The 17,335-nt window shown below is 54.4% G+C and carries 17 protein-coding genes; 5 read left to right on the forward strand and 12 right to left on the reverse strand.

Translation table 11 applies throughout. The annotated features are described in order from the left end of the window. Positions 1 to 39 precede the first annotated feature (39 nt). A complete protein-coding gene (locus tag ACO2Q8_RS14995; protein ID WP_423345645.1) occupies positions 40 to 1,041 on the forward strand; it encodes a chemotaxis protein CheB in 1,002 nt (333 codons plus the stop codon). Positions 1,042 to 1,093: 52 nt separating this feature from the next. Here ACO2Q8_RS14995 and ACO2Q8_RS15000 read toward each other — a convergent pair whose 3' ends face one another. Continuing rightward, a complete protein-coding gene (locus tag ACO2Q8_RS15000; RefSeq protein WP_423345646.1) occupies positions 1,094 to 2,389 on the reverse strand; it encodes an aminopeptidase P family protein in 1,296 nt (431 codons plus the stop codon). A gap of 86 nt (positions 2,390 to 2,475) precedes the next feature. On the opposite strand from ACO2Q8_RS15000, the gene ACO2Q8_RS15005 reads away from it, so the two are divergent. After that, positions 2,476 to 4,014: a S8 family serine peptidase gene (locus ACO2Q8_RS15005; protein ID WP_423345647.1), complete on the forward strand. Its 1,539-nt coding sequence runs from the start codon at positions 2,476 to 2,478 to the stop codon at positions 4,012 to 4,014. Positions 4,015 to 4,047: 33 nt separating this feature from the next. On the opposite strand, the gene ACO2Q8_RS15010 is transcribed toward ACO2Q8_RS15005, so the two are convergent. The 6 genes from ACO2Q8_RS15010 to ACO2Q8_RS15035 form a co-directional block, all read right to left on the reverse strand. After that, positions 4,048 to 5,058: an FAD:protein FMN transferase gene (locus ACO2Q8_RS15010; RefSeq protein ID WP_423345648.1), complete on the reverse strand. Its 1,011-nt coding sequence runs from the start codon at positions 5,056 to 5,058 to the stop codon at positions 4,048 to 4,050. A gap of 37 nt (positions 5,059 to 5,095) precedes the next feature. Beyond that, on the reverse strand, positions 5,096 to 5,890 hold the full coding sequence (locus tag ACO2Q8_RS15015; protein ID WP_423345649.1) for a sugar phosphate isomerase/epimerase family protein: 795 nt from the start codon (positions 5,888 to 5,890) through the stop codon (positions 5,096 to 5,098). Positions 5,891 to 5,992: 102 nt separating this feature from the next. Next, positions 5,993 to 6,784 (reverse strand): phytanoyl-CoA dioxygenase family protein, encoded by a 792-nt coding sequence (locus tag ACO2Q8_RS15020; RefSeq protein ID WP_423345650.1) that lies wholly within the window; start codon positions 6,782 to 6,784, stop codon positions 5,993 to 5,995. Between the two features lie 127 nt (positions 6,785 to 6,911). Continuing rightward, positions 6,912 to 7,808, reverse strand: coding sequence for a sugar phosphate isomerase/epimerase family protein (locus ACO2Q8_RS15025; RefSeq protein ID WP_423345651.1), 897 nt, complete (start codon positions 7,806 to 7,808; stop codon positions 6,912 to 6,914). Positions 7,809 to 7,821: 13 nt separating this feature from the next. Continuing rightward, positions 7,822 to 9,192 (reverse strand): Gfo/Idh/MocA family oxidoreductase, encoded by a 1,371-nt coding sequence (locus tag ACO2Q8_RS15030; RefSeq protein WP_423345652.1) that lies wholly within the window; start codon positions 9,190 to 9,192, stop codon positions 7,822 to 7,824. Then, positions 9,189 to 9,929, reverse strand: a complete 741-nt coding sequence (locus ACO2Q8_RS15035) for a 3-keto-disaccharide hydrolase (RefSeq protein ID WP_423345653.1) — start codon at positions 9,927 to 9,929, stop codon at positions 9,189 to 9,191. The genes ACO2Q8_RS15030 and ACO2Q8_RS15035 overlap by 4 nt, the downstream gene beginning before the upstream one ends. Before the next feature lie 136 nt (positions 9,930 to 10,065). On the opposite strand from ACO2Q8_RS15035, the gene ACO2Q8_RS15040 reads away from it, so the two are divergent. Continuing rightward, positions 10,066 to 10,941, forward strand: coding sequence for a helix-turn-helix domain-containing protein (locus ACO2Q8_RS15040; RefSeq protein ID WP_423345654.1), 876 nt, complete (start codon positions 10,066 to 10,068; stop codon positions 10,939 to 10,941). A gap of 155 nt (positions 10,942 to 11,096) precedes the next feature. Here ACO2Q8_RS15040 and rfaD read toward each other — a convergent pair whose 3' ends face one another. Further along, entirely contained in the window at positions 11,097 to 12,062 is a 966-nt protein-coding gene (rfaD, locus tag ACO2Q8_RS15045) for an ADP-glyceromanno-heptose 6-epimerase (RefSeq protein ID WP_423345655.1), read from the reverse strand. Positions 12,063 to 12,357: 295 nt separating this feature from the next. Here rfaD and ACO2Q8_RS15050 point away from each other — a divergent pair, with 295 nt between their 5' ends. Both ACO2Q8_RS15050 and lpxB read left to right on the forward strand, forming a co-directional pair. After that, on the forward strand, positions 12,358 to 12,774 hold the full coding sequence (locus ACO2Q8_RS15050; protein ID WP_423345895.1) for a 6-pyruvoyl trahydropterin synthase family protein: 417 nt from the start codon (positions 12,358 to 12,360) through the stop codon (positions 12,772 to 12,774). Positions 12,775 to 12,777: 3 nt separating this feature from the next. After that, positions 12,778 to 13,899, forward strand: a complete 1,122-nt coding sequence (lpxB, locus tag ACO2Q8_RS15055) for a lipid-A-disaccharide synthase (protein ID WP_423345656.1) — start codon at positions 12,778 to 12,780, stop codon at positions 13,897 to 13,899. An 80-nt stretch (positions 13,900 to 13,979) separates the two neighbouring features. Here the strand turns inward: lpxB and ACO2Q8_RS15060 are convergent, their stop codons facing one another. Genes ACO2Q8_RS15060 through ACO2Q8_RS15075 form a run of 4 tightly spaced genes read right to left on the reverse strand, consistent with a single transcriptional unit; the run spans position 13,980 to position 17,317 of the window. Beyond that, positions 13,980 to 14,546: a 1-acyl-sn-glycerol-3-phosphate acyltransferase gene (locus ACO2Q8_RS15060; protein WP_423345657.1), complete on the reverse strand. Its 567-nt coding sequence runs from the start codon at positions 14,544 to 14,546 to the stop codon at positions 13,980 to 13,982. A gap of 31 nt (positions 14,547 to 14,577) precedes the next feature. Continuing rightward, on the reverse strand, positions 14,578 to 15,723 hold the full coding sequence (locus ACO2Q8_RS15065; RefSeq protein ID WP_423345658.1) for a site-2 protease family protein: 1,146 nt from the start codon (positions 15,721 to 15,723) through the stop codon (positions 14,578 to 14,580). Continuing rightward, positions 15,686 to 16,351 carry an HAD family hydrolase gene (locus ACO2Q8_RS15070; protein WP_423345659.1) on the reverse strand — a complete coding sequence of 222 codons (666 nt, stop codon included), beginning with the start codon at positions 16,349 to 16,351 and terminating at the stop codon, positions 15,686 to 15,688. The genes ACO2Q8_RS15065 and ACO2Q8_RS15070 overlap by 38 nt, the downstream gene beginning before the upstream one ends. A gap of 12 nt (positions 16,352 to 16,363) precedes the next feature. Continuing rightward, positions 16,364 to 17,317, reverse strand: coding sequence for an acetyl-CoA carboxylase carboxyltransferase subunit alpha (locus ACO2Q8_RS15075; RefSeq protein WP_423345660.1), 954 nt, complete (start codon positions 17,315 to 17,317; stop codon positions 16,364 to 16,366). Between the last annotated feature and the right edge of the window lie 18 nt (positions 17,318 to 17,335).

A 17,335-nucleotide genomic window follows, 5' to 3' on the forward strand; every position in this document is an offset into this window, starting at 1 on the left:
TAGCCCGTTGATTCATCGGCTGGCTCTACGCCTTTTTCTATGACAAAACGCGACATCATCGTGATCGGAGCCTCGGCCGGGGGCGTCTACGCCCTGAAAGAACTGGTGGCCAGTTTTCCGGAGGATTTTAATGCGTCTATTTTTGTGGTCCAGCACGTATCCCCGCACGCGCCGAGTCTGTTGCCGGATATTCTGACCCACGCCGGTCCGCTCCCCGCCCGACACCCGGAAGACGGCGAACTGGTGGAACCCGGTACCATCTATGTGGCTCCCCCGGATCACCACATGCTGATCGAGTACGATCAGATCATTGTCAAGAAAGGGCCCAAAGAAAACCGGTTTCGGCCCTCCATCGATGCGTTGTTCCGGTCGGCAGCTTACCGCTACGGTTCGCGCGTAATCGGCGTTGTGCTGACCGGACTGCTCGACGATGGCACATCGGGCTTATGGACCGTCAACCGGCTGGGTGGCCTGAGCATCGTGCAGCAACCGGAAGATGCGATGTATGATAGTATGCCCCGGAGTGTGCTCGAATACGTGGATGTCGATTACAAGGTACCCGTGGCCGACATGGCCAATCTGCTTGTCGAGTTAACGCAGCAAACCGCCCCCGATCATTCGGGCCTAAGCGAGGACGAATCCATTCGACTGCAAACAGAACTCAACATTGCCGCTCAGGACAACGCCTTTGAGATGGATATCCTGAAAATGGGTGACCTCACCCCGCTAACCTGCCCGGAGTGCAACGGCTCGCTGATCAGCATTCGGGAGGGCAAACTCATCCGGTACCGCTGCCACACGGGACACGCGTTCACCGCCAGTTCGCTGCTGGCGGAGGTGACCAAAACCGTGGAAGATAATCTGTGGAAATCGGTAAAGAGCATGGAAGAAACCATCATCCTGCTCGAACAATCGGGCAAAGTATTAACGGAAGGCCAGAACATTGACGCTGCGGAGGCCTATTTCGCCAAAGCGCAGGAAACCCGCGAACGCTCGAATCACCTCCGCTCATTTCTGTTCCAACAGCAACACCTGTCCTAAGCCGAGTTGTCCTGGCCGGAGTGAAAACCGCAGCCAGGGCAACCTTCCGTTCTCAGCGGTTCATCAGGTCTTCGATTTCCTCAATTTCCACCGGAATAGACTCCATCAGGTCGATGTTGCCGGTTTCGGTGATCAGGATGTTGTTTTCGAGCCGGATGCCCAGCCCCTCCTCGCGAATGTAGATGCCCGGTTCGCAGGTAAACACCATCCCGGCTTCGAATTTGCGATATTTGTTGCCGACATCGTGCACATCCAGGCCCAGAAAGTGGGAAGTTCCGTGCATGAAATATTTGCGGTACAGCGGGTTGTCCGGGTCCTGATTGGCAACTTTCTCTTTATCCAACAGGCCCAGGCCAATCAGTTGCGACTCCATAATTTTGCCGACCTCCTTGTGGTAGTCATCCCACAGATTGCCCGGCACCAGCAGCTTTTTTGCTTCTTTCATAACGTGCAAAACCGCCTGATACACCGCTTTCTGCCGCTCCGTAAACCGGCCGTTCACCGGAATGCTCCGCGTCAGGTCGGCGTTGTAGTTGGCGTATTCAGCAGCCACATCCAGCAGGATTACCTCCCCGTCCCGGCACTGTTTGTTATTTTGAAGATAGTGTAAAACGCAGGCATTCGCCCCCGACGCAATGATGGGTTCGTAGGCAAAACCGCGCGACCGTTGACACACAAATTCGTGCAGCAATTCGGCTTCGATCTCGTATTCCCAGACGCCCGGTTTGACCACTTTCAGCAACCGCCGGAAACCGTCTTCCGTAATCCGGACCGCTTCTTTCAACAGGTCGATTTCTTCCGGTTGCTTGATGGCCCGGAGGTAATGCATCAGGGGTGCCAATCGTTCGTAGCGATGCAGCGGGTAGCGGTCTTTGAACTGCCGGATCGTCCGGGCATCGCGCGTTTCGACCTCCGACGAATTGCGGGTGTGTTCGTTCGTATTCAGGTAGATGTGTTCGGCTTCAAACACCATCTGGATAAACACCCGTTCGTATTCGTGGGTCCAGAAAATCGATTTTTTCGAAATACCGGACGTTTGTTCGGCTTCGTCTTTCGTCAGTTTATGGCCTTCCCAGATTTCGATCAGCTCACTGGTTTCGCGCAGAAACAGCACCTCCCGAAATTTTTCATCCGGATGATCGGGAAACAACACCAGGATCGTCTCTTCCTGATCGACGCCGGAGAGGTAAAACAGGTCGTTATTTTGCCGAAAACCCATCGTACCGTCGGCATTGGTCGGCATGATGTCGTTGGCGTTGAGCACAACGATGGATTTTGGTTTCAGGAGGTCCGCCAACCGACGGCGGTTTCGGGTAAACAATTCGTTGCTGATGGGCGTATACTTCATACAGTTTGCTATTTCAACGGACACCCTGTTCGGTAATGTCGCGATCATTTTGTAGATTGTTGCCTAAAATTGATGCTTTCGTTTCAATGAAAAAAATTGTTGCGCTTCTTTTTGGGATCATGGTCGGCTGGACCGGCGTCTCAACCGCCCAGTCCAAATACTGGATCACGCTGAAAGACAAACCCCTGACCGAAACCCCGGCTCTTTCTCCCCGCACGCTCACCAACCGCCAGGCAATGGGTCTTTCCGTCGATGAAACGGACCTGCCCCTCAACCCGACCTACCTGCAAGCCTTGGCGGGCCAGGGCATCCGGCCGCTGTTCCGCTCGCGCTGGCTCAATGCGGTTTCGGCCGAACTGAGCACGCAGCAACTCGATGCGGTGAAAGCACTGCCGTTTGTGAACGAGATTGTGCCGATCGACCAGCGGATTGTCATCAACAGCCTGGATATCGACATTACCAAAACCCAGATGGCGCCCGTCATGTCGCAGATTCAGGCCGAGGTGTTCGGCCGGGCGGGGATGTCGGCCAAAAATGTAACCATTGGCGTTATCGATGCCGGTTTTTTCGGGGCCGATTCAGCCAGCGCGCTGAAACACATTTTCCAGCGAAACGGCATCAAAAATGTACGGGATTACGTGAACGCCAACCGGCCGAAAGACGCGTTTTTCCGCTCGCTCGAAACCCTGTCGGATTTCCACGGCACGGAGGTGATGGCAGCCATTGCCGGACACGATCCCAACGAAAATATTCAATACGGTTTGGCCACCGACGCCACCTTTTACCTGGCCCGCACCGACCACGGTGCCCGCGAATTCCGGGGGGAAGAAGATAACTGGATTGCCGCGATGGAATGGATGGACAGCCTGGGCGTCCGAATCATCAACACCTCGCTCGGCTACGCCAAAGGCTTCACGAATCCGAAAGAAAATTATCAGCCCAACCAGATGGACGGCCACACGAGCCTGATCAGCAAAGCCGCCCAACTGGCCGCTGACAAAAAAGGCATTTTGGTGATCGTGTCGGCCGGAAACGAGGGCGACGACCGCTCCTGGCGCATCATTTCCACCCCCGCCGACGCACAGGGCGTGCTGGCCGTGGGCGCTACCAACAACAAAGTCTGGAACCGCATCGGCTACAGCAGTATCGGGCCGGAGTTTTTGCCGTACCTCAAACCGAACGTTTCGTGTTTTTCGCTCTATGGCACCTCGTTGTCGGCCCCGGTCATCACCGGTTTTGCCGCCTGTCTGATGCAGGCCAATCCGAAGCTGACCAATAAAGAGCTGATCAGCATCATCGAAAAATCGTCGCATTTGTACCCCTACGGCAATAATTACATCGGTTACGGGGTTCCACAGGCATCACGAGCGCTGGCTTTAGCCAAAGGCCAAACCGTTCCGACAACCGCCCGTTCGATCAAGGCATCCGGGAAAACCCACACCCTGCCGCTGGCTGATTACACAGATCTGTCGATTTCGATTTTCCACAAAAAAGACGAATTCCGGGTGTTGCAGCAGGAGTCGATGCGGGTGCAGAACGGCGCAATTACCCTCAAGCGCAACCACGACGAAAAACGCACCACGGTGGATTTGAAAAAAGAAGTCGTCGAAATTATCTGGCAATAGTACCACGGACCGCCGGTCCGTGGCTCTTTTTGTTCATTTCGACACAAACGCCCTGATCCCGTCCGTCGCCGAAACCGCCAGTTTCCCCTGTTCGTCCTGGTAGATCAGATAGGCGTCCAGATCCCGGCGACGGGCCAGAAACTCCCTTGTTTTTTCCAGCCCCATAACCAGGAAAGCCGTCGCCAGCGCATCGGCCGTCATGGCGTCGGGGGCAAAAACCGTCGCGCTCAGCAAGGCATCCGGTTTTGAAAACCCGGTTTTGGGGTTGATGATGTGCCCGTAAACCTGACCGTTCTGCCGGTAAAAGTTTCGGTAATTACCAGACATCGCCATGGCCCGATTGGCGAGTTGAACCGTCGTTTGCAGACCACCCGGCCGGAGCGGGTTTTCGATCCCGACCGTCCACCACTTGCCTTCGCTGCGCGCTCCCCGGCCGCGCACTTCCCCTCCTACTTCCACCAAATACCGGTCGATACCCTGTGATTCCAGAAAAACCGCCAGCACGTCGACCGTGTAGCCTTGCGCCAGGGCGTTGAAATCCAGCCGGACATGGAGTCTTGTCTTTCGTACTGAAACCGAGTCAAATTTAATATACTGAAAACCAACGTACTGCAACAGGGAATCCACATCAGGCAGAACGGGGTCGCGGGACTTTTTAGCCTGTTCGTACGCATCCACCAGCGGTTTGACCGTCGGGTCGAAAGCTCCGTCAGTAGCCCGATAGATCTCGACCGATTTTTTCAAAACCGGGTAAAAATAAGGCAATCGAAACCGGTGGGCGTTCGAGCGGTTGAACTGCGAAATTTCGGAGTCAGTGCGGTAGGTCGATAAACACTGGTCGATCCCACGCAAGAGCGAATCAATGGCGGTTTGGAAGTTTCGTTGCTGGCGGTCGTGGTATGTAATCTGATACGTTGTCCCCTGCGCTTCGCCCGACAGCCTAACCAACGGAGTTTCGGGCACGGGCTCAGGCTGGAGCCGGTACGGATTCAGGGCGGAGAGGAGGGCGAGCAGACCGCCGAACCAAGCAGTAACGGCATTCATCCCCAAAGATAACTCCTCCGCTTTTGTCCGAAAACCATTATTTCAACAAATTCATCATGAAGACATTGACGTCCCACTGGCTCGTCACCGGCATTTGGGTGTACGGCAAAACCGGCATGTAGGTGGCGGGGCCGAATTCGGTTGTCACAGTCAGAACGGTTCTGTTTTTGCGGTGAAGGGCTACAACCTGCTCCCACCAGTTCAGGTGCGCAGCCAAAGTCTCGGCCCATTCCGGTGCGCGTGGGTCGTTGACCTGGGGGCCTTCCGGATGGCCAACCCGGCTGTGGATATGATCGGTATGCTGAATCGCCAGCGCGACAGCTTCCGGCTGGTCGGCCAGCAGCGATTCATGCACGTTGCACCAGTGCGAAATATCGAGCGTCAGCCGGATACCGGGCATTTTTTGCAAATAGTCGCGGGTGATGTGGGCGGCAAAAAACGCCTTGCCCCGGTGCGTTTCGTGAATGATTTTCACCCCGGTTTCGGCCGCAATCCGGTCGGCTAGCTCAATCAGCCGTCGGTTTTGGTCGAACGAAAAAAAGTCTTTTCCGGTCTGGCAATTGATAAACAGCGGCCGGGCTTCCGCCAGATGGCGGAGGTATTTCTCGTAATGGCGGGCGTGTTCGTCCCAGTCTGCTTCGAGCGACTGCCAATACTGGCCGATCAGTGTCAAATCATGTTTAGCCAGGCTCGCCAGAATGGCCGCTTTTTCGTCCGGTTCAAACGGCAACGCCATTTCTACTCCGTCGTATCCAGCGGCTTTGACATTCCGGCAAAAAACATCGAACGGCAGCGTGTTCCCCCAGGCCGGGGCAAAGAATTGAATGGGCATCAGCGCAGGAAATAAATGTTGAGTCACGTAAAGACCGGCCTTCACGTTCAACCTTAAAAAGGCGGTTTCACCTTCGTTCTAACCGCTGGGTCCGTGACCCGATCAGGATTTTACCAGAAAATCGGCCGTATCCGTAATTCCGGCCTGTTCTTCGGCCAGCAAATCACCGTAGAAAGGCTCAACGGGCGTGTAGCTGCTCTCGTGGACATCCTTGTACGGTTTGTTGCTCGCCAGGTTGTAGGCCGTAATGATCGACCAGCGCGGTTTGTCGGACAAATTGGCCGCCGACGCGTGCAAGGTATTACAGTGGAAAAAAGCCGTATCGCCAGGTTCCATGTCGAGGTATTCCAACGGCATGATTTTCAGCGCTTCGTTCACTTTTTCCAGATCGGCCCCGACCTGCTCCCCGGCAAAACCGTGTTCGACCCGCCCCATTTTATGCGAACCTTTGATCATTTGCAGACAGCCGTTTTCTTTCGTGGAAGGCGTCAGCGCCGTCAACACCGACAGCATATCGGGGAACAGAAAACCGTTGTTTTTGTACCAATAGCCGTAATCCTGGTGCCACTCCCAAGCCCCGCCGGTTTTGGGTTCCTTCTGCATCAGCTTCGAGTGGTAATGCGCCACGGGTCCGCCCAGTATTTGACTCACGGCGTCAATGATCCGCGCCGAGCGGGCAAACTTGCTGTACAAACTGTCGTCGAGCGTATACCAGAGGGCCAGTTTCGTTTTCATGCCCGACGCATCGACCCGGTCGTAGGTTTTCGTACTCAACACTTCATCGCCGACGGCCAGCGCATAGAGCCGGTCGACTTCCGCTTTCGAAAACAGGTTGCGCACGATCACGTAGCCGTCACGCTGGTAAATCCGAAGGTGTTCGCTGGTGAATTCCATATGTATAAAGTGAAAATTGTGGTTCAGAAACTGGCACCGGCCCTTGGAATAGACGTCGTTCGCGACACGCGAGCAACAACAGAGGCCGTTAACTTTAAACCATAAACTAAAAACCGTAAACTATACATTAGCTCCCCCGCTTCGCCAGGCGGTTTTTGTAGTGTTGAATCACCGCCATCGTATTGCGCAGATTGGTCAGTTTGTCGCCTTTCATCGCGTAGCACTGCACCCCGATCGGCCCTTTGAATCCCAAATCCAGAACAGCGTAGCGGACGAATTCGTAGGTATCGAACGTGCCCGTTCCCAAGGGCAGAATGTAGTCATTCCAGAGGCCACCCGGCTGCGTCGGGGAGGCATCCACGTCGTTGGCCCCGGAAATGGTGATCATTTTCAGGTGCGGATTCAAGGTGGTCAACAGCCCTTTCCAGTCGGTTCGATCGGCCTTGGGCGTCGTCGCCAGCCAGTGGCAGAGGTTGAAGGTTAGCCCGACATTCGGCCGATCGATCTGCTGAACCAGCCGCAGGGCGTGGTCGACGCGTTCGACGTAAAAGTAGATGTGCGGGTAAATCGCTACCTGCAAACCGGCTTTTTCGGCCCAGGCGCTAATTTGCCGGAGATGAGCCACCGCGCTGGAGTCGCCCTGGGCCGAGGGTGTCTTAAACCGCTTGCTGTCGCTGACAACAAATGGGGCCAGGATGGTTTTCGATCCTTTCAGGGCCTGAATAGCCGGTTCGATCCGGGCATCCAGCGGGGCGTCGAGGTCCATTTTAAGGTAGAAATACGAACCGGTAAACCGGTGTTTGTCCAGCGCGGTTTTCATTCCTTCAAATGAATCCAACTGGTTGATTTCAATACCGTCGAAACCCAGGCTTTTGACCAGCGCCACCTGTTGATCGAAGGTCTTGTAAGTCGAATCGCCCCGGATGGCATTGTGCAAGACAAAGAAATCATTCGTAGGCTTGCGTTGTGCCAGCGAGTAAACCGTTACGAATAGCAGGCAAACAAAAAAAGCTATCTTTTTCATGATCAGGCGGTTGTTATACAATCCACTCTTTACGCGCTAGTGGAGCCGTCAGCAACGCATTGGCCGCATTGTTGCCCGTGAATAGTTCTTTTTCCGGATTCCAGGTCAACTTCTCGCCAATCTGGCAGGCAATCAGTCCGATCTGTGAAATCGAAATCGTGCGGTGACCTACCTCGATGGGTTCGAGCGTTTTCCGGCCGGTTTTTACGGCTTCCACAAAGTCGGTTTTATCCCAGAGCGTTTTCGACAAGTCCAGTTCGTCGCCCGACGGTTTTGAACCCAGCAAAGCCGGGTTGCTGGCGCTGATGCTACCGGGATAGCCTTCGACGAGAATCCAGCCTTCCGAGCCGGTGTATCGAATGCTGGGCTTGCTGGTGGGCGTTTGCTGGCAGGTCATCTCAACGCCGTTCGCGTAGCGGTATTTCACCGAAAAATTGATCATCGAGTTCCAGAGGCTTTTCGGGAATTCGCCTTTCCCCTCGATCTCAATCGGTCCGGAATACTCGCTGTTGTTGGCCCACTGCGCCATGTCGAAATAGTGTGCGCCCCAGTTGGCAATCATGCCCTGCGCGTAGGTGTCAACCCGCATCCAGTTCGGGCGTTTCAGGATGTCGAAGGGCGTGTGAACCCGCATGTCGGTGTACGGCACATACGGCATCGGGCCAAGCCACATCTCATAATCCAGTTCCTTCGGCACCGGCATATCGACCTGGGGCGGCACGGGCGTGGGGTCCGACGGAAAGACAATCTCGATCTTCTGCAAGGTTCCGATTCGCCCGTTCCGTACCAGTTCAACCGCCAGGTTTTGGGGCCGGATGGAGCGAAACTCACTATCGGTTCGGTTGACAACCCCGTACTTTTTCAGGGCATCGACCAGCGCCCGGCCCTGGTGGACGCTCATGCTGAGCGGTTTTTCGCAACTGATCGGTTTTTTGGCTTTTGCCGCCAGAATGCCCATCGGCACATGCCAGAAATCGGGCGTCGAGATCATCACGGCGTCGATGTCTTTCCGGGCAATCACTTCCCGAAAATCGCGGTGGGTCGAACAGCCTTTGTACGTTCCGTTCGGCGCTTTTTTCGCGTAATGGGCTTCAATAGTCGTTTTGGCTTTGTCCATCCGCCAGCTATCGACGTCGCAAACAGCCGTGACCTGAACATCGGCAAGATCCAGCAGACCCGGAATTCGTGCGACAATCGCTTTTAAATCAGCGCCTTGCAGGTTTTGCCCGTAGCCCTGCCGACCGGTTCCAATCAGGCCAACCGTCACGCGGTTGGACGGCGCATTTTTGCCAAAAACGGAAGCCGGTACAAGGGTCGGAAAACCCAGCGCGGGTACGGCCGAAGCGGCCAGCGCACTATGTTGTAGAAACTGTCGGCGGTTCATGGTAAGGTTTTGATTTTCAGGTTTCGGAAAGCAACGCTGTGGCCGTGGTCCTGGAGCAGAATGTGGCCCTCCGGTATTTTATCAAAATCCGGGTACGTGCTGAATTTACTTTCGGTAACGCCCCGGCGGAACGCGTCGGACGCCCGGTCAACGTCTAGCACTTTCACCCCATCGAGCCAGTGTTCGATGCGGTTTTTATTCACAACGATCCGCGATCGGTGCCAGGTCCCGACGGATACGTCCGGTTTCTGAGCCGCCACCACATCGTAAATGGATGCGGTTTTCAGGTCAGCGGGCAGCTTTTTGCCGTTATAGATGTAATTCGCATCGTCGATGAGCTGATACTCGTACCCGGCCTGGGAGCCTTTTTCGGGTTTCGGCTGGCGTTCTTCGATAAAATACTTCACCCCGCTATTGCCGCCCGGGCCTAGTTTCCAATCGAAGGCAAATTCAAAATGACGGTATTTTTTGACGGTCACAATATCGCCCGCATCGCCCGATTCGGCCCCCTCGTGGAGTTCACCCCGGAGTTCGCCGTCTTTGACGACCCAGCCCCGGGCCGGAAACTGCGTCGCGTAAGCGCCCCGCCAGCCGTGGGTGGTGGCACCGTCAAAGAGCAACTGCCAACCTTCCCGCCGTTCGGCCGGGCTGAGTGTGTTGGGCGGCTGCGTCAAGCCCGCAGAACTGGATACGGCGATGATACTGACGACGGTTAGGAGTTTGGTTATGGATTTCATAGCAGCAAAATTCCGCTATTTTCTTTCATTATTCTGACAGGACATTTGCCACTTTTGTTGTTGATTTTGCATTATTTCGAATTTTTGAAAAAACATTGCAAATTTCAACTTCCTTAATAAAACTAACTCTGTTCGTATGCCCAACCGCCCCGACCGGCTTCTGGTGCCGCAGCAACCCAACCGCTCCTTCGATTTGCGGCACGAGCGCGTCGCCGGCTTTCTGAACCCCTGGCATTTTCACCCCGAAATCGAACTGAATTACGTCGTTTCGAGTGCCGGGATGCGGTTTATCGGGCACAGCATCGAGCGGTTTTCGGGGGGTGAGATTGTGCTGCTGGGGTCAAATTTACCCCACTACTGGAAGAATGACGCCGTTGCAGGCCAGCCCGACCGGCCGCTTCTGGCTGAGGCCATCATTGCTCGTTTCGCGCCGGAATTCGCGGGTGAAGCTTTCTGGGAATTACCCGAAATCAAACCGATTCAGCGGCTGCTCCAGCGGGCGGGCGTTGGGCTGAAGTTGTTGGAACCGCTTCGCACGGAGGTCGCGCAGCAATTGGAAGGACTGTTGTCGCTGAGCGGTTTGGCCCAGTTGACCGGGCTGCTGCATATTCTCGATCGGATTGCTCATTCCGACACCCTGGCTCCCATTTCGCCGGGCTACTTGCCGGAATACCACCAAAACCGGCAGAGCGAGCGGCTCAGTCGCGTGATCGGCCATTTGCTGCAACACGTCAGTCAGCCGGTTTCACTGGACGAAGTGGCCGGTCTGGCCAACATGAATCCGGCCGCTTTTTGCCGGTATTTCAAGTCACAAATGGGCCAGACGCTCACCCAATACGTGACGGAATTGCGGATTCGCTACGCCTGCGACTTACTGACCCGCACCGACGAGAGCATCACGGTCGTCAGCGAGCAGGCCGGTTTTGAGAATGTGTCGTATTTCGTGCAGGCTTTCCGGAAAAAACAGGGCGTCACCCCCGCCCGGTTTCGGCAACAGTTTCGAAGTGTGTAAGAGGGCGGAGTGTTCGGTTTACGGTTCTGTCATCCCGAGGAACGAGGGATCTTCGGGTGAGACAGACATTCCCTCCGGCACTCGAAGATCCCTCCTGTCGTCGGGATGACAAACCGTGACAAAAACAGGACCGTAAACGGATCAAACCGCAGCGCTTACATCGTTTTCCCCGGAACGAGGTAGTTCTTCACATAGTCGCTTATACCTTCTTCCAGCGTCTGAAAAGGTTGGGAGTAGCCAATCGAACGCAGCTTGCTCATGGTGGCCTGCGTATAATACTGGTACTTATCGCGAATGTCTTCCGGCGTATCAATGAACTCAATCTGGGGCGTAACGCCCATGGCGAGAAACGTATTATGGGCTAAATCCAGGAAGGTGCGGGCTTTTCCGCTGCCGAGGTTGTAAATGCCGGAATTCCGGCGGTGATGCATCAGAAACACGCAGACATCGACTACATCCTTGACATAGATAAAGTCACGCATCTGTTCGCCGTCGGCAAAATTGGGGTGGTGCGACCGGAACAGCTTCATCGCCCCTTTCTGCTGAATCTGGCAAAAGGCGTGGTAAATCACCGATGCCATGCGGTCTTTGTGGTATTCATTCGGGCCGTACACGTTAAAGAACTTGAGTCCGGCCCAGAAAAATGGATGCTGCTCCTGTTCCAGCACCCATTTGTCGAATTCGTTTTTCGACTCACCGTACGGATTGAGCGGTTTTAGCTGCGGAATCAGCGATTCGTTGTCATCGTACCCTAGTTCGCCCAGGCCGTAGGTTGCGGCCGAGGAAGCGTACACGAGCGGAATCTGGTAGTCGATGCATTTTTGCCAGATTTTTTTCGAGTACTCAACGTTCAGATGCTCAAAAATACTACGGTCGAATTCGGTCGTATCCGTCCGGGCGCCAATGTGAAACAGAAATTCAATTTCGTGGTAGTTTTCATCCAGCCAGTCGAAAAACTCCTCCCGGTCGACCCGTTCAAGCACGCGTTTACCCTCCAGGTTTACCAATTTATCCTGCCGCGAAAAATCATCGACAGCAATGATCGCATTGAAATTTTCCTGATTCAATCGAGAAATCAGACAGCTTCCGATGAAGCCGGTTGCGCCCGTAACAATTATCATACTCCGTAGAATTGAGCAACGATTGTTTTAGGTTAGAGAAAAGTAACGAAATCTTTACAATAAGCAGGGTGTAAAGTTAGAAGAAAAGACTACATCAACCTATCCACCATTTGACGAAAAAATATAATTATTCCAACAGAGACTTGCCAACGGGCACGTTCCGGGCCGGTGCGTTGTTCATGACGAAGACAGCGCAAGCCGGTTACATTCGGATTTTTATAAACGCTGCGAAGACTGTAATTTTGCGGTCAACAAAATGGTCCGCCGTGGCCCCAAACGCGGAATCGCCCAAGCGATGGTATACGTCAGTCGAAAAGAGCATTTCAATGCCGCCCACCGGTTGTTCAATCCGGCCTGGTCGGAGGAAAAGAATAAAGAAGTTTTTGGTCCGTGTGCGAATGTAAACGGACATGGGCATAACTTTGAATTAATCGTTACCGTAAAAGGAAAACCGAATCCCGATACCGGTTTTGTCATCGACTTGAAAGTGCTGGCCGATGTCATCAAACGGGAGGTGATTGACCAGGTCGATCATAAAAATCTGAATCTCGACGTCGATTTCATGACGGGTAAAATGGCGAGTTGCGAGATTTTTGTGGTTGAAATATGGAAAATTCTGGAGCGGGCACTCGACCAAATCACCGAAGCCCGGCTGCATCAGATCCGGCTGTTTGAAACCCCCAAAAACTACGTGGACTACTACGGGGAATAGCCTATGACGTACTACCTGATTGCCGGAGAGCGCTCCGGCGACCTGCACGGCGGCAACCTCATCAAAGCCATCCGACGCCATGATGCCGACGCCCGGTTTCGGGCTTGGGGCGGTGAGCAGATGGAAGAAGCCGGGGCAACGCTGGTGCGGCATTACCGGACGATGGCGTTCATGGGATTTCTGGAAGTAGTACAAAACTTGGGCACCATTCGTCGGAACCTGCGCGACTGCCAGCAGGACCTGCTCCAAACCCGCCCCGACGTGCTGATTCTGATCGATTACGCCGGGTTCAACCTCCGGATGGCCCGGTTTGCCAAACAGCACGGGATTCGGGTATTTTACTACATTTCCCCGAAAGTCTGGGCCTGGAACCAGAAACGGGCGCTGAAAATCAAAGCGTCGGTGGACCGGCTGTTTGTCATTTTTCCGTTCGAAGTTGATTTTTTCCGGAACTATGAGTACGAAGTGGATTACGTCGGCAACCCGCTGATGGACGCCATTGCCGGGTTCCAGCCGGATCCGGATTATCGGGAAAACCGCCAATTGAGCGACAAGCCGATCATCGCCCTGCTGCCTGGCAGCCGTCATCAGGAAGTGGCTAAAATGCTCCCGGATATGCTGGCGGTGGTATCGTCCTTTCCGGATTATCAGTTTGTAGTATCGGGCGTCAGTAACCTGCCCGCTTCGCTTTACAACAGCCTGCTTGCCGGTTTTCCGGACATTCCGATCGTGATGGATGATGCGTATAACCTACTCACGGTGGCCGATGCGGCTCTGGTCACGTCCGGAACGGCCACGCTGGAAACCGCCCTGCTGAACGTTCCGGAAGTGGTCTGCTACAAAATGTCGTGGGTGACGTTTCAGGTGGCCCGGCGATTGATTGCGGTGCGGTTTATTTCGCTGGTCAACCTCATTCTGGATCGGGAAGCGGTCCGCGAACTGACCCAGCATTTGCTGACCACCGACAACCTGGTCCGGGAGCTGAAGCGAATCCTGCCGGGTGGCCCCGACCACCAACGCCAGCAAACCGACTACGCCGAACTACGCGGGAAAGTCGGCGGCCCCGGCGCATCCGACCGGGCTGGAGAACTGATGGTGACGTATCTCCGTACCCACGGGCTTTAGCCCGTGTGAGCCGGTATCACCTTTTAGTTGGTACCAACTCCGAATCATAGAAGCTTACACGGGCTAAAGCCCGTGGGTACTTAACGAATCTGCCCGGTTTGTTCGTAGCGTTTCAGCCACGTTTTCTTCTTGCCCTGTATCTGGCTGAAAAAGTCGTAAATCGGGCGCATGTCCGCTTCAAAATTGCCCGTCATGTAGAGCGGCTCACTCAGGAAGATGGTTTTTCGGGGATAATCGAAACCGGTCAGAATGAGCGGCACGCCGGAGTTGAGGGCCATGTAGTAAAACCCGGTTTTAAGCCGCTCGACGTCGGAGCGGGTCCCTTCGGGCAGGATACATATGTGCAGGTACTCGTTCTGATTGAGCACGTCCACGATGGCATCGACCAGGTTGGTCGACCGGCTGCGGTCGACCGGTTTTCCGCCCAGCAGCCGGAAAAGCCATCCCGAATACCAGGTGAATAGCTCTTTTTTAGCAAGGTACTGAATCCGTACACGGGTCATGGCCCGACCACCCAGTCCAACCGGAAAATCCCAGTTGGTCGTATGGGGGGCCAGCACCCAAATGGCTTTGGGTAGCTTCGGCACCGGCCCAACCAGTTTCCAGCCTGCCAGCGTATACAACCAACGGGCTATTGCACTAAACATAGGGTTCAAATACCATCTACACGGGAAGTGTTCAGGTAAAAATAAAGGGTTTGGGACTCAAACAAAGCACAAAAATAAGCAGCGTCAGCCAGCCCAGCACCACCCGGCCGGTGCTCAGCGGCTCCTGATCATGGGTTTCGGGGTGGTAAACGCCCAGAAAGCGCCCCAGAATCAGGATAAATAATAGAAAACCGGGATACCCCTCGGCGGTTGGAAAAATGAGCAATACTACAAATTGCGTAGCCACGACGCTTAATGCCAGCAACAGCACCGTGATCCGATTTTCGTGAATACGCTGAAAACTAAGGTACAAGCCGAAAATGTACAACGCCAGGTAGCCAAGTTCATTGACAAACTCCTGATCGTTGCCCAGGACGAAATCCGACGGTTTGATGAACCCCAATCCGGCGTAAAACGCAAACAGGATCAATAAAATCGGTGCCACAATCCGGAAAGCCCGCTGACCAATGAGGCTGTACAAGACATGCCCCCCGTCGAGTTGCCCAATCGGAATCAGGTTCAGCGCGGTAAAAAGAAGGGCGAAATACCCCGCCATCAGGTAGGGATAATGAATCATTTCGTAGGGATGCGGCAACCGGGCCGGATCGGCCACGTAGGTTTTGAAGAACCAGAAGATAAGGTTGTCGCCCAGTTGGACCACACTTTCCGGTGGCAGGTTTTTGTAGACGTGTTGCCCAAATGCCAGGCCATACTGCTTGTATTCCGGGTGAATGGAGAAGATATGCTCCGGGGGTGGCAAATGGGTAAAACCGTACCACAACACCACCAGCGCCAACACAAAACCGGCCAATGGTCCGGCAATACCGATGTCGAAAAATTTTTTCCGGCTGTTGATGAAATCCTGAATCCGAATGAAGGCTCCCAGGGTGCCAATGGTCTGCCCCAGTCCGAACCAGAGCGGAATGTAATACGGCAGCGTGACACGAACTTGGTGGTAGCGGGCCGCAAAAAAATGCCCGAATTCGTGAACGGTCAGGATCGCCAGGAACGGAATCGAGTAATGCAGCCCTTGCCAGAATTCCGGCCAGCCAATGCCGTGTTCCGGGTCCAGAAAATAACGACCGTACATCCATTCGGCCCCGGCCGCCGTCGTTGAAAACAGGGTGAGAACAAAAAGGCTAGCTTGCAGGAGGTATGTCCTCGTTTGTGGATTCATCACGAAGGTAATCAAGAATCGTCAGGGGTGGTTGAACCTGCACGGCCCGGATACCTAACTCCGCAGCCGCCCGAATGTTGTGCGGGTTATCGTCCAGGAATACGGTTTCTTCCGCGTTTAACCCTGAGGTACTTAAGACATGCTGGTAAATTTCCGGCGATGGTTTCGCCAGTTTGACCTCGTAGGAATAATAGACCCGTTCGAAGATCTGCTCGAGCGAAGGCTGTCCGAGTGCCGCCAGGATTTTATTGACACCTGCAATGTGAATCGGGCTGGTGTTGCTTAACAAAAACAACCGGTATTCGCCCGTTAACTGACGAACGCGCTCAACGCGCTCAACCGGCAGGTCCAGCAAAACCGTATTCCAGGCCGTGTCGATGACCTCGTCGGCCCAGCTATCGTTCCTGAGCAACTGCCGAACGTGTTGCCGGAAAGCAGCATCATCGATCAACCCGGTTTCGTATTGCAGCGTCAGACCGTGTTCGCGCCAGAGCGACTCCACCTCGTCTTCGCCCAGGCCCGACAAAGCGGCAAAATTACGAATCGGCGCACGCAAGTCGATGGGAATAATCACATCGCCGAGATCGAAAATGATATTTTTGATACCGGGCTTTAAAACTCCTGCCATCCGTGTTAGTGCCTATTCGACAACCACGCCCATCGAACAGAATTTCTCGATCCGCTGATCGATGCGTTGTTCGGGCGTCAGTTGGTTGAGTTCAACGATTGTATCCAGAATTACTTTTTTGATTCGACGGGCCATTTCGGCGTGGTCGGTATGAGCACCTCCCTCCGGCTCCTCGATGATGCCATCGACAAGTTTATTTTTTTCCATGTCGCGGGCGGTCAGCTTCATGGCTTCGGCGGCCTGTTCCTTGTAGTCCCAGCTCCGCCAGAGGATGGTCGAGCAATTTTCGGGCGAAATCACCGAATACCAGGTATTTTCGAGCATCAGCACCCGGTCGCCGATGGCAATGCCGAGCGCCCCGCCCGACGCCCCTTCGCCGATGACGATGCAAACAACCGGCACCTGCAACATAAACATCTCTTTCAGGTTACGGGCAATGGCCTCACCCTGGCCGCGTTCTTCGGCTTCCAGACCCGGAAACGCACCCGGCGTATCGATCATGGTCACGATGGGCTTGTTGAATTTCTCGGCCAGCTTCATCAGCCGCAGCGCTTTCCGGTAACCTTCCGGATTTGGCATGCCGAAGTTTCGGTGCTGGCGTTGCTTCGTATTCCGGCCTTTCTGCTGTCCGATCAGCATCACGGTCTGCCCGTCCATTTCGACAAAACCGCCCACCATCGCCGGATCATCCCGAACGGTGCGGTCGCCGTGCAGTTCGATAAACTGATCGCACATCAGCGAAATGTAGTCGAGTGTGTAGGGCCGGTCCGGGTGGCGGGAAAGCTGGACACGCTGCCAGCGGGTCAGGTTGTCAAAAATCTCCTTGCGGAGTTTCTCAATGCTGACTTCCAGCGAGGCAACCGCTTCCGTCACATCGACGTTGCTGGTTTCGGCCAGTTTTTTCATTTCGACCAGTCGTACTTCTAAATCGGCTATCGGTTTTTCGAAATCCAAGTATGTCCTCATCCAAAAATTGTGTCTCAA

The sequence above is a fragment of the Larkinella sp. VNQ87 genome (genome assembly GCF_049445795.1).
Lineage (GTDB): Bacteria > Bacteroidota > Bacteroidia > Cytophagales > Spirosomataceae > Larkinella.